This is a genomic window from Actinoallomurus vinaceus (assembly GCF_039542055.1).
In the GTDB taxonomy this organism is placed as follows: Bacteria; Actinomycetota; Actinomycetes; order Streptosporangiales; family Streptosporangiaceae; genus Actinoallomurus; species Actinoallomurus vinaceus.
Genome location: NZ_BAABHK010000014.1, coordinates 95,629 through 110,068 on the forward strand (window position 1 = coordinate 95,629; position 14,440 = coordinate 110,068).

General features: G+C 71.4%; 13 protein-coding genes. 8 read left to right on the forward strand and 5 right to left on the reverse strand.

Going from position 1 to position 14,440, the window contains the following annotated elements:
- Window positions 1-54: 54 nt before the first annotated feature.
- The 6 genes from ABEA24_RS38135 (at window position 55) to ABEA24_RS38160 (ending at window position 6,494) form a co-directional block, all read left to right on the forward strand.
- Window positions 55-933 (forward strand): endonuclease/exonuclease/phosphatase family protein, encoded by an 879-nt coding sequence (locus tag ABEA24_RS38135; protein WP_345437668.1) that lies wholly within the window; start codon window positions 55-57, stop codon window positions 931-933.
- Window positions 930-2,189 carry an exo-beta-N-acetylmuramidase NamZ family protein gene (locus ABEA24_RS38140; RefSeq protein ID WP_345437671.1) on the forward strand — a complete coding sequence of 420 codons (1,260 nt, stop codon included), beginning with the start codon at window positions 930-932 and terminating at the stop codon, window positions 2,187-2,189. The genes ABEA24_RS38135 and ABEA24_RS38140 overlap by 4 nt, the downstream gene beginning before the upstream one ends.
- 29 nt (window positions 2,190-2,218) lie before the next feature.
- On the forward strand, window positions 2,219-3,988 hold the full coding sequence (locus ABEA24_RS38145) for a serine hydrolase domain-containing protein (RefSeq protein WP_345437673.1): 1,770 nt from the start codon (window positions 2,219-2,221) through the stop codon (window positions 3,986-3,988).
- 193 nt (window positions 3,989-4,181) lie between these two features.
- Window positions 4,182-5,162, forward strand: coding sequence for a TerC/Alx family metal homeostasis membrane protein (locus ABEA24_RS38150; RefSeq protein WP_345437675.1), 981 nt, complete (start codon window positions 4,182-4,184; stop codon window positions 5,160-5,162).
- A 45-nt stretch (window positions 5,163-5,207) separates the two neighbouring features.
- Window positions 5,208-6,137 carry a diacylglycerol/lipid kinase family protein gene (locus ABEA24_RS38155; protein WP_345437677.1) on the forward strand — a complete coding sequence of 310 codons (930 nt, stop codon included), beginning with the start codon at window positions 5,208-5,210 and terminating at the stop codon, window positions 6,135-6,137.
- Window positions 6,138-6,209: 72 nt separating this feature from the next.
- Window positions 6,210-6,494, forward strand: coding sequence for a hypothetical protein (locus ABEA24_RS38160; RefSeq protein ID WP_345437679.1), 285 nt, complete (start codon window positions 6,210-6,212; stop codon window positions 6,492-6,494).
- Window positions 6,495-6,553: 59 nt separating this feature from the next.
- Here the strand turns inward: ABEA24_RS38160 and ABEA24_RS38165 are convergent, their stop codons facing one another.
- On the reverse strand, window positions 6,554-8,908 hold the full coding sequence (locus tag ABEA24_RS38165; RefSeq protein WP_345437681.1) for a Tex family protein: 2,355 nt from the start codon (window positions 8,906-8,908) through the stop codon (window positions 6,554-6,556).
- A gap of 177 nt (window positions 8,909-9,085) precedes the next feature.
- Here ABEA24_RS38165 and ABEA24_RS38170 point away from each other — a divergent pair, with 177 nt between their 5' ends.
- Window positions 9,086-9,718 carry a pyridoxamine 5'-phosphate oxidase family protein gene (locus tag ABEA24_RS38170; protein ID WP_345437683.1) on the forward strand — a complete coding sequence of 211 codons (633 nt, stop codon included), beginning with the start codon at window positions 9,086-9,088 and terminating at the stop codon, window positions 9,716-9,718.
- A gap of 56 nt (window positions 9,719-9,774) precedes the next feature.
- Here ABEA24_RS38170 and ABEA24_RS38175 read toward each other — a convergent pair whose 3' ends face one another.
- The 3 genes from ABEA24_RS38175 to ABEA24_RS38185 form a co-directional block, all read right to left on the reverse strand.
- Complete coding sequence (locus ABEA24_RS38175; protein WP_345437686.1) at window positions 9,775-11,040, reverse strand: MFS transporter; 1,266 nt, start codon at window positions 11,038-11,040, stop codon at window positions 9,775-9,777.
- The gene (locus ABEA24_RS38180; protein ID WP_345437688.1) at window positions 11,030-12,250 is read right to left on the reverse strand and encodes an ATP-grasp domain-containing protein; all 1,221 of its coding nucleotides are present in this window, start codon (window positions 12,248-12,250) and stop codon (window positions 11,030-11,032) included. Before ABEA24_RS38180 ends, ABEA24_RS38175 begins: the two co-directional genes overlap by 11 nt.
- 223 nt (window positions 12,251-12,473) lie before the next feature.
- Entirely contained in the window at window positions 12,474-13,232 is a 759-nt protein-coding gene (locus ABEA24_RS38185; RefSeq protein WP_345437690.1) for an SDR family oxidoreductase, read from the reverse strand.
- 71 nt (window positions 13,233-13,303) lie between these two features.
- On the opposite strand from ABEA24_RS38185, the gene ABEA24_RS38190 reads away from it, so the two are divergent.
- Window positions 13,304-14,164, forward strand: coding sequence for a LysR family transcriptional regulator (locus tag ABEA24_RS38190; protein WP_345437692.1), 861 nt, complete (start codon window positions 13,304-13,306; stop codon window positions 14,162-14,164).
- Here ABEA24_RS38190 and ABEA24_RS38195 read toward each other — a convergent pair.
- On the reverse strand, window positions 14,139-14,360 hold the full coding sequence (locus tag ABEA24_RS38195; protein ID WP_345437694.1) for a DUF2277 domain-containing protein: 222 nt from the start codon (window positions 14,358-14,360) through the stop codon (window positions 14,139-14,141). The two genes, ABEA24_RS38190 and ABEA24_RS38195, sit on opposite strands and share 26 nt — an antisense overlap.
- Between the last annotated feature and the right edge of the window lie 80 nt (window positions 14,361-14,440).

The following is a 14,440-nucleotide window of genomic DNA, read 5'->3' on the forward strand; positions in this document are numbered from 1 at the left end:
TCCGCATGATCCTGTTGATTCTTTTCAGACATCGCCGACGCGGCAGGAGAGTCCATGGCCCCGCTCGTCCGCCGTTCCGCCCGGACGCGTCTCCGAACGCGTCCCCGGACCGTCGCGGGGCTGTTCCTCGCCGCCCTGGTCGCCGGCCCGCCGGCGCACGCGGACGGACCCCGAGGCGCGTCGCTGCGGGTGATGTCGTACAACATCCAGGCCGGTGCGGGCGCCGATCACGTCTTCGACCTCGAGCGCCAGGCCCGCGCCATCGAGGCGGAACATCCCGACGTCGTCGGGCTGGAGGAGGTCGACGTCGCCTGGGGGACGCGGAGCGACTACGTCGACGAGGCGTCGTGGCTGGCCCGGCGGCTGCACATGCGGGTGTTCTTCGCGCCGATCTACACGCTCCCGCCCGACCGGGCCGGAGCGCCCGACCGGAGGTTCGGCGTCGCGGTGCTGTCCCGGTTCCCGATCCTGCGCGCGGAGAACCACGAGATCACGAGGCTGTCCACGCAGGTGCCGAACCCCGTCCCGGCCCCGGCGCCCGGCTTCCCCGAGGTTCTGATCAAGGCGCGGGGAGCACGGATCCGGGTGTTCGCCACCCACCTCGACTACCGCTCCGACCCCGCCGTGCGCCGGGCGCAGGTCGCCGACATGGCGGCCATCATGGCCCGGCGGCGTGGTCCTAAGCTGCTGCTAGGCGACTTCAACGCCGAGCCGGACGCGTCCGAGCTCGCGCCGCTGTGGACGCGGCTGAGCGACGCGCTGACGGTCGCCGGGCAGCGTACGACGCCCACGTGGCCCGCCGACGCGCCGGTCAAGCGCATCGACTACGTCACCTTCACTCCGGGCCCGCGGGCCACCGGCGCGTACGTGCCGGACACGCTCGCCTCCGACCACAGGCCCGTCGTGGCCGACCTGAGAGGGATCCGATCATGACGACACGGCGTGGAATGCTTCGCGGAATCGCGGTCGCCGGTGCGGCCGCCCCGTTCGCCTCCCTTGACCTCCCGGCGTCCCAGGCCGCGACCGGCCGAGGGGTGTCGACGGGCTTCGAGGTGCTGCGCGCCGGGGGCTACCGGGAGCTGAGCGGCCAGAAGGTGGGGGTGGTCGCCAACCCGACGGCGGTGATCCGCGACCTGAGCCACGAGGTCGACATCATGCACGGCGCGTCCGGCGTGGACCTGGTCGCGGTCTTCGGCCCCGAGCACGGCTTCCGCGGCTCGGCGCAGGCCGGCGGCTCGGAGGGCTCCTACAAGGACCCGCGCACCGGGATCGCGGTCTACGACGCCTACGCCAAGACCCCCGACCAGATCGCGGCCGACTTCACCAAGGCGGGCGTCGACACGGTCGTCTTCGACATCCAGGACGCCGGCGCGCGCTTCTACACCTACATCTGGACGATGTACGACTGCATGCGCGCGGCCATCCAGGCGGGCAAGCGCTTCGTCGTGCTCGACCGGCCCAACCCCCTCGGCGGCCTCGACGCGACCGGACCCGTCCTCCACCCGGAGTACGCCTCCGGCGTGGGCCGCGCGGCGATCTCCCAGCAGCACGGCATGACCGTCGGCGAGCTCGCCCGGTTCTTCGACGGGGAGTTCCTGGGCGGGAAGGCGAAGCCGCAGGTCGTGCGGATGCGCGGGTGGCGGCGCGGCATGACGTACGAGGAGACGGGCCTGCCGTGGGTGCCGCCCTCCCCGAACATGCCGACGGTCGACACGGCGGTGGCCTATCCGGGCATGGGCCTGTTCGAGGCCGTGAACCTCTCGGAGGGGCGCGGCACGACCCTGCCGTTCCAGATGGTCGGCGCGCCGTACGCCGACTGGCACTGGGTCGACGACCTGAACGGCCTGGGCCTGCCAGGAGTGCGGTTCCGCGAGGCGTACTTCGTGCCGACCTTCTCCAAATGGGTGAACCAGAACTGTGCGGGCGTGCAGCTGTTCGTCACCGACCGGCGGCGCTACGACCCGATCCGCACCGCCCTCGCCATGATCATCAGCGCCCGGCGGCTCTACCCGAAGAACTTCGCCTGGCGGGAGAGCAAGCCCCCGTACTGGATCGACACGCTCACCGGCTCCGACCAGGTCCGTACCGCCATCGACGGCGGCGCGAACGTCGACCAGGTCGTCGCCGGCTGGCAGGGCGAGCTGGCGCGGTTCCGCGCCCGGCGGGCCCGCTACCTGCTGTACCGCTGAGCAACCCCCTCCGACCCCCGGGAGAGACGATGCGCCGTGCCCTGCCGATCTTCGTTGCCCTCACGGGCCTGTGCGCGCCGGCCGCGGCGGCGCACGCCGACCCGGTGAGGAAGGGGGCGTCCGCCCCCGCGCGGACGAGCGCCGCCGGGCCGCCGACCGTCGCCGCCGCGGACCTGCGGTTCACCCCCGGCCGCACGCTCCGGTACGGATCCCCGCAGCGGGCCGGGCTGTTGCCCGACGCGGTCTCGGCGATCGCCAAGGACGCCGCCGGGTACATGAACCCCTCGCCGACCACCCCGCTCTACCCGGGCGCCGTCGTGCTGGCCGCCCGGAACGGCGTCGTCGCCGAGCACGAGGCGATGGGGTACGCGCTGCGGTACGCCGACGACAAGCCGACCGAGCTGCCGCGCGACCAGTGGATCCCGATGCGCAAGGACACGATCTTCGACCTGGCGTCCATGTCGAAGCTGTTCACGACCGTCGCGGCGATCCAGCAGATCGAGCGGGGCCGCATCGACCTGAACGCCACCGTCGCGACCTACCTGCCGGGCTTCGCGCAGAACGGCAAGGGCGCCATCACCATCAGGGAACTGCTCACCCACACCAGCGGCCTGCGGCCCGACCTGCCGTTCTACAACTACAGTGGCCGCGCGGCGCAGGAGGCGGCGCTGTTCGCGGACACGCCGCAGGCCACGCCCGGCACCGCCTACATCTACTCCGACCTCAACCTGATCACCATGCAGTTCGTGCTGGAGAAGGTGACCGGCGAGACCCTGGACGCCCTCGTCCGGGACGGCATCACCGGGCCGCTCGGCATGCGCGACACCGGCTACAACCCGCCCGCGTCGGAGAAGCCGCGGATCGCCGCCACGGAGTACGAGCACAAGCCGTACGCCGCCCTCGACCGCGGCCTCGTCTGGGGCCAGGTGCACGACGAGAACTCCTACGCCCTCGGCGGCGTCGCCGGGCACGCCGGGGTGTTCTCCACCGCCCACGACATCGCGATCTTCGCCCAGATGATCCTCGACGGCGGGCGGTACGGCCACGCCCGCGTCCTTTCCGAGGACGCCGTACGGCTGCTGTTCACCGACTTCAACACCGCGTTCCCCGGCAACGCCCACGGGCTCGGCTTCGAGATCGGCCTGCGCTGGTACGAGGACGCCATGACCTCACCGGTCACGATCGGCCACACCGGCTACACGGGCACCAGCATCGTGATCGACCCGATCTCCCGGTCGTTCGTGATCCTGCTCACCAACCGGGTGCACCCCAGCCGCAACTGGGGCAGCATCAACCCCGCCCGGCGCGTCGTCGCCCACGACCTCGCCCGCGCCGTCCCCGTACGGCCCGCCGACGGGCACGACGCGTGGTTCTCCCAGATGGCCGACGGCACGACCGCGACCCTGACCGCGCCGATGCCCGCCGGAGCCTCCCGGCTGTCCTTCCACCTCTGGTACGACACCGAGGAGACCGACACCGGCGTGCTCGAGACCTCCCCGGACGGGAAGACCTGGACGCCCGCACCCCTGTCCCTGCGCGCCGGGCGCACCGCCTGGACCGTGACCGGGGCGTTCTCCGGGTTCGCCGGGCGGCGCTGGGCGACCGCGACCGCGACGCTCCCGGCGGGCACGACCTCGGTCCGCTGGCGCTACACGACCGACGCGGCGTACGAGGGACGCGGCGTGTACGTCGACGGCGTACGGGCCCGGGACGCCGCCGGCCGCCTGGTCTTCGACGGGGAACGTCCCGCCGACGCCGCTCGTTTCCAGTCCGCCGGCTGGGTTCGCAGCGCGAACTGACCCATGTGACCAACCCGATCGCCCGGAACCTTGGTTTTGCGCAGCCCGATCCGGCTATGGTGGTGGGCGAGGGGAGTACTTCCCAGCGCCCACCCGGTCAGGACGGGCCTCCCATGAGGCCCCCGGGCGGCGGCCCGCATTCTGATGGCGGGTGAAGGAGACCTCGGACGCTATGACGTTCCGGAGTTCTCCCATGTCTCAGTCCATCGCCTCGCCGCTGCTGTGGACGATCACCATCGCCGGTGTCCTTGCCCTGTTCGCGGTCGATCTGATCCTGACGCGCCGTCCGCACACGCCCTCGCTGCGCGAGTCGCTGGCGTGGTCGGGCTTCTACGTCGCACTGCCGATCCTGTTCGGCGTCTTCGCCTGGAAATGGTTCGGGGCGTCGATCGGGACGGAGTACTTCACCGGCTATCTGGTCGAGAAGTCGCTGTCCGTCGACAACCTCTTCGTGTTCATGCTGCTGCTCGCCGCGTTCGCCGTTCCCTCGGTCCTCAGTCAGCGCGTCCTGCTGTACGGCATCGCGGGGGCGCTCGTGCTGCGCGCGATCTTCATCGTGATCGGCGCGGCGGCGCTGCAGGCGGTCGACTTCGCGTTCCTGCTGTTCGGCGCGATCCTGCTCGCGACCGCTGTGAAGATCCTAAAAGACGCGGTCAAGGGCACGGACCACGACGTCGACGTCTCATCGCTGCGCTCCGTGCGCCTGCTGCGCCGCGTCATGCCGGTCACCGACGACTATCAGGGCCCGCGGATGTTCGCGCGGAAGGGCGGCCGCCGGGCGCTGACGCCGTTCGCGCTCGTCGTCGTGGCGGTGTTCGGCGCCGACGTGGTGTTCGCCGTCGACTCCATCCCCGCCGTCTACGGCATCACCCAGGACCCCTACCTGGTCTTCACCGCGAACGCCTTCTCCCTGTTCGGCCTGCGCGCCCTGTACTTCGTGCTGCAGAACACCCTGAGCAAGCTCATCCACCTCGGCTACGGGCTCGCCGTCATCCTCGCCTTCATCGGGGTCAAGCTGGTGCTGCACTGGGCGCACGGCTCCTGGTCGCAGGTGCCCGAGGTCCCGACGCCGCTGTCCCTCGCCGTCATCGTCGTGACGCTCCTCACCGTCACCGCGACCAGCCTGTACGCCCGGCGCCGCGCTCCGTCCCGGCTCCGCGCGGCCGAGGACTGACCGTAAAGAATCATTAAAGACGTCAAAACTGGTATCACGAGTGACATGCGGAGCAAAGACGAGCTGACGGCGGCCATCAGGAACGGCGGTCCCGCCGTGCTCGTGATCAATACCCGGGCCCGTACGGGGGCGGCGCTCCTCCAGCGCGCCCCGCTGCTCCTCGCCGAGCAGGGCGTCACGGTGGCCCGGGTGATCAACGTACGGCGGCCGGAGCGCCTGGCGCGGGCCCTCGACGAGGCCATCGCCGACGCACCGGACCTGCTCGTCGCGGCGGGTGGCGACGGCACGCTGAGCACGGCGGGCAAGCGCCTGGCCGGCCTGGACATGGCGCTCGGCGTGCTGCCCGTCGGCACCACCAACAACTTCGCCCGCAGCCTCGGCTGGCCCGGGAGCCTCGACGCCGCGATGGCGACACTCGGGGCAGGCAAGGTCGCCGACGTCGACCTCGGCCAGGCCGGCCCCGACGCCTTCACCAACATGGTCAGCCTGGGCGTCTCCGTCCAGGTCGCCGGCCGGGTGCCGCACCGCCTCAAACGGCATCTCGGCCGGTCCGCGTACCCGCTGACCGCCCTGGCCGCGCTCCCCGGCCACCGGCCCTTCCGGGCGCGCATCACCGCCGGCGACACCACGCTGGAGTTCGAGACGCACCAGCTCAACGTCGCCAACGGCGCGTTCCACGGCGGCCGCCGCATCGCGCGCGACGCCGACATCGACGACCGGCTGCTGCTCGCCTACCGCTTCGGTGCGGGCAGCCGTCTCCACCTGATCGGCTCGGCGGCCCGGCACGCGCTCACCGGGTCGTACCTCACCATGGACGACGAGCCGTTCCTCACCACCGGCGACCTGCACGTGGAGACCGACCCCGCCCTGCCGCTGGACATCGACGGCGAGGTCCGCGGCCGCACCCCGGTCCGCATCCACATCCGCCCCAACGCCCTACGCGTCATGGTCCCCCAGGACTTCATCGACCGCTGACGGGCGAGGTGGCTGTCGCAGGGTATGGCGTCTCTGTAGGGGACTGGCCCGGAATCTGGGAGGAGATCAGCCATGTATGCAGCAGTCCGGCGGTACGAAGGGGTGACCGATCCGACCCAGGCGGGACGTCTGGTGAGCGAGGGGTTCGTGCCGCTCATGCAAAAGATCCCCGGCTTCGTGGCCTACTACTGGGCCGATGCCGGGAACGGAGTGATGTTCTCGACCAGCGTCTTCGAGGACCAGGCCGGTGCCGAGGAATCGGTCTCGAGGGCAACGGACTTCGTGCGGGACGAGCTCGCGTCCCTGATGCCCAACCCGCCGCAGGTCATGGCCGGGGAGGTCGTGGCTTTCGCGTAGCGGCTTCCGCCGGCGGTCACCGCCCTAAGGGGGTGTCCGGTGACCGCCGGGGATCGTGGTTAGCGGCCGCCGCCGAGGCCCTTGTCGAGGCCGGCGCGGCGTAGGGCGTCGGCCATCGCGCCGCCTCCACCGCCTCCACCGCCGCCTCCGCCGCCGGAGCCGCCGCGGTCGCGCCGCTGCCGCCCCGAGCGGTCGTCACGCCGGCCACCCTGCCGGTTTCCGCCGCCGTCGCGGCGTCCGCCGCCGTCCTGCGGACGGCGCTCGACGTCGTCCTCGATGCGCAGGGTCAGCGAGATGCGGTTGCGCGGGATGTCGACGCTGAGGACCTTCACGCGGACCACGTCGCCGGACTTGACGACGTCGCGCGGGTCCTTGACGAACGTCCGGGACATCGCGGAGACGTGGACGAGGCCGTCCTGGTGGACGCCGATGTCGACGAACGCGCCGAAGGCGGCGACGTTCGTGACGACGCCTTCGAGCACCATGCCGGGCTTGAGGTCCTTGACCGTGTCGACGCCCTCCTTGAAGGTGGCCGTCTTGAACGCCGGACGCGGGTCGCGGCCGGGCTTGTCCAGCTCCTTGAGGATGTCGGTGACCGTCGGCAGGCCGAAGGTGTCGTCGACGAACTCCTGCGGCTTCACGGAGCGCAGGGCGGTGCTGTTGCCGATCAGGGACTTCAGATCGCCGCCGGTGGTGTCGAGGATGCGCCGTACGACCGGATAGGCCTCGGGGTGCACGGCGGAGCTGTCCAGCGGGTCGTCGCCGCCCTGGATCCGCAGGAAGCCCGCGCACTGCTCGAAGGCCTTCGGGCCCAGCCGGGACACGCCCCTCAGGGTCTCGCGGGTGCGGAACGGGCCGTTGGCGTCACGGTGCGCCACGATGTTCTCGGCCAGCCCGGAGCCGATGCCGGACACGCGGGTCAGCAGCGGCACCGACGCGGTGTTGACGTCGACGCCGACGGCGTTGACGCAGTCCTCGACGACCGCGTCGAGGGAGCGCGACAGCTTCACCTCGGAGACGTCGTGCTGGTACTGGCCGACGCCGATCGACTTGGGGTCGATCTTGACGAGCTCGGCGAGCGGGTCCTGCAGCCGGCGGGCGATCGAGACCGCGCCGCGCAGCGAGACGTCCAGCTCGGGGAGCTCCCGCGAGGCGTACGGGGAGGCGGAGTAGACCGACGCGCCCGCCTCCGACACCACGATCTTCGTGACCTTCGGGTGCTTCTTGATGAGGTCCGCCGCGAGCTGGTCGGTCTCGCGCGAGGCGGTGCCGTTGCCGATGGCGACCAGGTCGACGTTGTGCTTCTCGACGAGCCGCCCCAGGGACTCCAGGGCGTCGTTCCAGCGGCCGTGCGGCTTGTGCGGGTAGATGGTGTCGGTCGCCACGACCTTGCCGGTGGGGTCGACGACCGCGACCTTCACACCGGTGCGGTAGCCGGGGTCGAGGCCCATCGTCGTACGGGTGCCCGCCGGGGCGGCCAGCAGCAGGTCGCGCAGGTTGGTGGCGAAGACGCGTACGGCCTCGTCCTCGGCCTCCTGCCGCAGCCGTAGCCGCAGGTCCAGGTCGAGGTGGACGAGGATGCGGGTGCGCCAGGCCCAGCGGACGGTGTCCGTCAGCCACCGGGAGCCCGAGGGGACGCCGAAGCGGTGCGCGATGGCCAGCTCGTAGGCGTTCGGCTGCGCGGGATCGGTCTCCTCGGTGTCGGGCTCCAGGGCGAGCTCGAGGACGTCCTCCTTCTCCCCGCGGAACAGCGCGAGCACCCGGTGCGAGGGCAGCTCCGACAGCGCCTCGGCGAAGTCGAAGTAGTCGGCGAACTTCGCGCCCGCCTCCTCCTTGCCCTCCCGTACCTTCGCGGCCATGCGGCCCCGCGACCAGACGCGCTCGCGCAGGTCGCCGATGAGGTCGGCGTCCTCCCCGAACCGCTCGACGAGGATCGAGCGGGCGCCGTCCAGCGCGGCCGCGACGTCGAGGTCGGCGTTGGTGTACGCGGCCGCCTCCGCCTGCGGGTCGAGGCTCGGATCGGCGAGGAGCGCGTCGGCGAGCGGCTCCAGGCCCGCCTCGCGGGCGATCTGGGCCTTCGTGCGGCGCTTCGGCTTGTACGGCAGGTAGATGTCCTCGAGGCGGGCCTTGGTCTCGGCGGCCATGATCTGCGCCCGGAGCGCGTCGTCGAGCTTGCCCTGCGACTCGATCGACTCCAGGATCGCGGCGCGCCGCTCGTCGAGCTCACGCAGGTAGCGCAGCCGTTCTTCGAGCGTGCGCAGCTGCGCGTCGTCGAGCGTGCCCGTCGCCTCCTTCCGGTAACGGGCGATGAACGGCACGGTGGCTCCGCCGTCGAGCAGCTCGACGGCGACCTGGACCTGCCGCTCGCGCACGCCGAGCTCTTCGGCGATCTTCTGGTGAATCGACGTGGACACGATGTCTGACCCGACCTCTCACTGAGCTTCGGGAAGCATTGTGCAGCCATCGGGCTCGATTGTCGCGCCGTGCGGGCGACGCGGCGGCGGCCCGCGGCGGCCGAATATCCGTCGATCGCCGCGAACGCCGGGGATACGCTGAGATCCACTCGTGATCATTCAGAGGGAGGCGGCGGGATGACGGATGTGGCGGCGGTCACGGAGATCACCTCGGAACAGGAGCTGCGCGACCTGCTCGGCGAGCCGATGCCGCGCGCCCTCACCAAGGAGCGCGTCCGGCTGCACGAGCGGGACCGGGAGTGGCTGGCGGCCTCGCCGTTCTGCCTGATCGCGACGGCCGACGCCACCGGCGCCTGCGACGTCTCGCCGAAGGGGGACCCACCCGGCTTCACCCACGTCATCGACGACGCAACCATCGCCATCCCGGACCGCCCCGGCAACCGCCGCGTCGACGGGTTCCGCAACATCCTGGCCAACCCGCACGTCGGGCTCATCTACCTCGTGCCCGGCCGCAACGAGACGCTGCGCATCAACGGCCGGGCCCGCCTCCTGCGGGACGCCCCCTTCTTCGACGAGATGATCGTCAAGGGGCACCGGCCGCACCTGGCCATCGTCGTGGAGATCGAGCAGATCTTCTTCCACTGCGCCAAGGCGTTCCTCCGCTCGGCGCTGTGGAAGCCGGAGACCTGGAACCCGGACGCCCTCCCGTCGCACGCGCACATCGTCAAGAGCGTCCAGCGGACCGAGGAGACCCTCGAGGAACTCGAGCGCTACTACGGCCCCGACTACGCCAAGCGCCTGTACGGCTGACGCTCGAACGTCACGACCATGGCCCCGGCCGGAGACGGATGCCCGGCCGCCCTTCGTCAGAGGGCGGCCAGGGAGTACCGGCGTAGTCGCGAGAAGCTGAAAACGGTGACCGCGAGACAGGCGATGGAGCAGAGCGCCAGGAGTTCCGGCAGGTAACGCAGTGGCGTCGCCGCGACCAGGACGCCTGCGACGGGATAGGGGATGAGGATGAGGAGAACCACCGCGGAGACGGTGACACCGAAGTCCTCGACCGGGATGACACGGGCCCTGGCTATCCGAAGGAAGCAGGCGAAAGCGCCTTCGGCCGCGAGGAACAGGCACGCCCACGCGAGGTAGGCGGCATAGCCGGAGGCCAGTCCGGCGCCCATGGACGCCGCGCACGCGATCAGGCCGCTGAACAGCCCGATCTTCAGTATCCCCGTCCGGGAGGCGACACGGGTCATGACGACGATCACGATGAGCGACGCGGTCGCCCCCAACGTCCAGACGACGCTGGCGTACGAGGCCGGCCGGCCGAAGCGGTCTTCCACGACGGCCGGTGTGATCCCGAGAATCGTCGCGGCCAGCAGATTGAAGGCCGCGGTGGCGAGGACGATGTAGACCAGCGCCCGGTGGCGCAGCACACCGCGCAGACCGGCCGTGAGCTCGGCCCGCGCGGAGCGGAGGGCCCGGGCGGCGGACGGCCGCTGGGGGAGCCCGCGGCACAGCACCAGGCTGATCAACACCAGTGCCAGCACGGCGGACAGCACCCAGACGCCGCCCTGGCCGACGAGGACGCCGGCGACGAACGGCCCCGCGATCAGCGCCATCTGGTCGATCCCCGCCTGCGCGGACTGTGTCCAGGCGACCGACTTCGAACCGCTGATCTCCACGCCGAGCTTCTCGACGGCGATGTAGGAGGCCTGGCCGAAGGTACCGGCGGCGAAGGCGACGACCACGAGGAGCGCCCAGGCACCCGGACTGGCGAGGATGCCGGCGAGCGCGCACGTGACTAGCACAGCGCGGACGACTTCCGCGGTGATGAGGCACGTGCGGGATCCGAAGCGGTCCACCAGCGGGCCCGCGATCGGGATGCCGATCAGGCGGGGCGTCCATTCGAGAGCGAGGACGAGCCCGGACCAGGCCATGCTGTGGGTCGCGTCGAAGATCAGCAGGGGGATCGCGAAGGAGAGCGTCTCCGTGGCAAGGCGGTTCGCGGCGCGTACGACGATGGATCCGTACAGTGCCCGCGCCGAGCTCGCGGCGGCCTCGATCCCATCGGCGGGCGAAGGGACCGTACGTTCATCGGAGACCGTCACCGTACGTCCGGAGTCAGACGACAACGCTGATCCTCTCCAAGAGCGCCTGCCGCAGCCGTACGGCGTCGGTGTAGCCGTCGGCGGTGAACATCAGATGGCCGATCCGCGACCGCAGGTCCTGGCGATCGGGTATCGGCTGTCCGGCCGGAATGGAGATCTCCGCGCCGCGCACGCCGCGGATGCGCAGTGCTTCGTCCCACCCGCGAAGCTCGGTGTAACGGCGTCCGGCGAGGCTCGGCTCGGTGACGAAGTGAATGCCGGCGACCGCCGCGGCCGGGGTCGCCGGGGCCGGGCAGGGGACTCCCGCCGACGCGGCCAGCGAAGCCTCCGCGAGCGAGAGGCCGGTGACGGTCTCGACCATCTCGGCGATGTGGTCACCGGCCATGCGGGCCCCGATCTCGATGAGCGTCGGTCCGTCATCGGTGACCCGGTACTCGGCGTGGAACGCGCCCGTCCTGAGCCCCAGGGTCTTGGTGACCTGGTCCATGTAGTCGGCCACGGCCTCGTGGCCCGGCACCTCCGTCGCCGGGCGGACGATGTGGCCCTGCTGCTGGAAGTACGGCTCGGGGCCGAGACGCTTCTCGGTGATGGCCAGGATGGTGGCCTGCCCGTGACGGACGTACCCCTCGGCCGAGAACTCCTGGCCACGAAGGTACTGCTCGACCACGACGGTCGAGTCCGGGAGCTGCTCGGCCAGCGGCAGCGTCTCGCTCGCGATCCGCCGATAGCCGTCGATCAGATCGCGCCGGCCGTCGGCCCGCCGGACGCCGATGGTGCCCACCATCCCCGATGGCTTGATGACACAGGGGTATCCGACCTTCTCTCCGGCGTCGGCCGCCTCCTCCTCCGAAGACGCCACCACGAAGGCCGGGGCGCGCACGCCGGCCGAGTGCAACCGCGCCCGCATGGCCGATTTGTCGCGCACCACCTGTGCGTCCGCCGGATCGAGCCCGTCGACTCCCAGCTCCGCTGCGATCGCGGCCGTGACCGGGACGGCGAACTCGTCTCCGGCCACGACGGCCTGGACCGGGCGCTCCCGGTGGACCCGTCTGGCCGTCGCCCGGACTTCGGGCAGGGACAACGTGCTGACCAGCCTGATGTCGTCGATGAGTGCCCGGACGTTCTCCGGCAGTGCGTAGACGTCGCGGCCGGTCGTGATGACCGTGGTGCGCATCCCCAGCCGTCGCGCCGCCTGAGGGTAGAGCTGTCCGGAGGAAGCAGGGGCAACGATCATTATGTGCACGGCATTACTCGTTTTCTGATCAGGGCAGAACCTCCACCTCCTCAGAAGATGTCGATCTTCTGTTTTGATCAGGTTTCCCCTAGGTAACCTGATCATGGCTGGTCGACGGCGTCCCTTCGCCGGGCCGAACGCGGGGTTGACCGGCGAGGTCAGGAACGGTCCCGCCGCACCGCCGGTTCCGCCGCGGCCGTACGCGCGCCGGAGCCGGGAGCCGTCACCAGGGGAGAGCGCCGGCCTCGTTGAAGTAGCCGCCGGTGGGGCCGTCCGCGCCGAGCGTGGCGAGCCGCACGACGACGGTCGCCCCGTCCGCCGCGGTGCGCTGGACGTCATAGCCGAGCGGCGCGGTGAAGTCGGTCGCGCAGGGGCCCGGATCGGCGGCGTTGACGAGGATCGCGGTGTCGCGCAGCTCCTTGGCGTACTGCACGGTCAGCGCGTTCATCGCGGACTTCGAGGGGGCGTACGCGACGGAGGGCGGCAGCCCCGCCTGATGCGTCCCGGGCGTGCTCATCAGGCCGCACGACCCGAGGCTGCTGCTGACGTTCACGATGCGCCCGGCGGCCGAGCGCCGGAGCAGGGGGAGCAGCGCGGTCGTCACCGCGATCACGCCGAAGACGTTCGTCTCGAAGACCTCCCGCACGACCGCCACGTCGGCGGTGCTCGGCGCCTGCCGGTCCAGCGCGCCCGGTATCCCGGCGTTGTTGACCAGCACGTCCAGTCTTCCGAAGCGCTGGGTGATCTCGTCGGCCGCCGCCCGCACCGCGTCCGGATCCGTGACGTCGAGGCGGACGGCGTGGACGTCACCGCCGGCCGCCCGCAGGGCCTCGGCCGCCTCCGCGCCGCGCCGCGGGTCGCGGGCCCCGACCAGCACCGTCATGCCGAGTGCGGCCAATCGGTCGGCGACCTCCCGCCCGATCCCCTTGTTCGCGCCGGTGACCAACGCGATCCGGCCGCCGTTGGATTGTTCGTTCGTCATGGTGGCCAGCCCACCACCGGCGCGATGCCGGGGGCCAAGACCGACCGGGTCGCAGTCAATACCCTTCCGGTATGGATCCGGTCGAGACGCGGGAACTCGCCTACTTCGTCGCGGTGGCCGAGGAGCTCAACTTCACGCGCGCCGCCGAGCGCCTGGGCATCGCGCAGCCTCCGCTGTCCCGGGCGATCCGCCGGCTCGAGCGCCGCCTCGGCGTGACGCTGCTGGAGCGCACCAGCCGGCGAGTGGCGCTGACCCCGGCGGGAGAGGTCCTGCTGGGCGACGCCCGGAAGGCCTTGGACACGGTGGCGGCCGCCACCCGCCGCGCTCGGCGGGCGGGCCGTCCCGATCCACGGCTGGTGCTCGCCATGAAGCCGGGAGGGGACGGCGGCCTGCTGCCCGACATCCTGAAGGCGTACGAGGCCGATCCGGACGCGCTGCCCGTGGAGATCGTCTCCAGTGTCGGCGAGCGCGCGGCCCTGGTGCGCGACGGCCGCGCCGACGTCGCGCTCCTGCACACCGTCCACGATCTGAGCGGCTTCGACACCGAGGAACTGCTGGTCGAGGATCAGGCGGCCGTGCTTCCGGCGGACCACCCGCTGGCCCACCGGGCGAGCCTGCGCCGGGCCGACCTGGAGGGCGAGACACTGCCCCGATGGCCGGGCAAGGTCGACGACGACGCCACCGGCCCTGAGGTGCGCGACGTCGCCGAACTGATGCAGCTCATCGCGCTGGGCCGGGTCGCGGCGGTGGTCCCGGAGTCCGCCCGCCGCCTCATGCGCGGTGACCTGGCCTGTGTTCCCCTGGTCGACGCCCCGCCGGCGACCCTGGTGCTCGCCTGGCCCGAAGGCAGTACGTCACGCGCGCTCGCGGCGTTCGTCCGCGCGGCCGCCGACGTCGCCGCCAGGGTCAGGAGCGGGCCCGCGTGCCCCTGACCTCCAGGTCGTCGAGCAGGGCAGCGGTCGCCCGGGTCACCTCTTCGACGGCGCGGTCGAAGACGGCCTGGTTGTGCGCCGCCGGGCTCCGGAACCCGGACACCTTCCGGACGTACTGCAGCGCCGCCGCGCGGATGTCGTCCTCGGTGACCTCATCGGTGGCCGGTGGCCGCAGCGTCTTGATGCTTCTGCACATGGCCACCATCCTGCACCCGGGCTCGGACACCCGCGGCATCCGCGATCATAGGCTGCTGTCCGATTTCTATGGGTGACTGG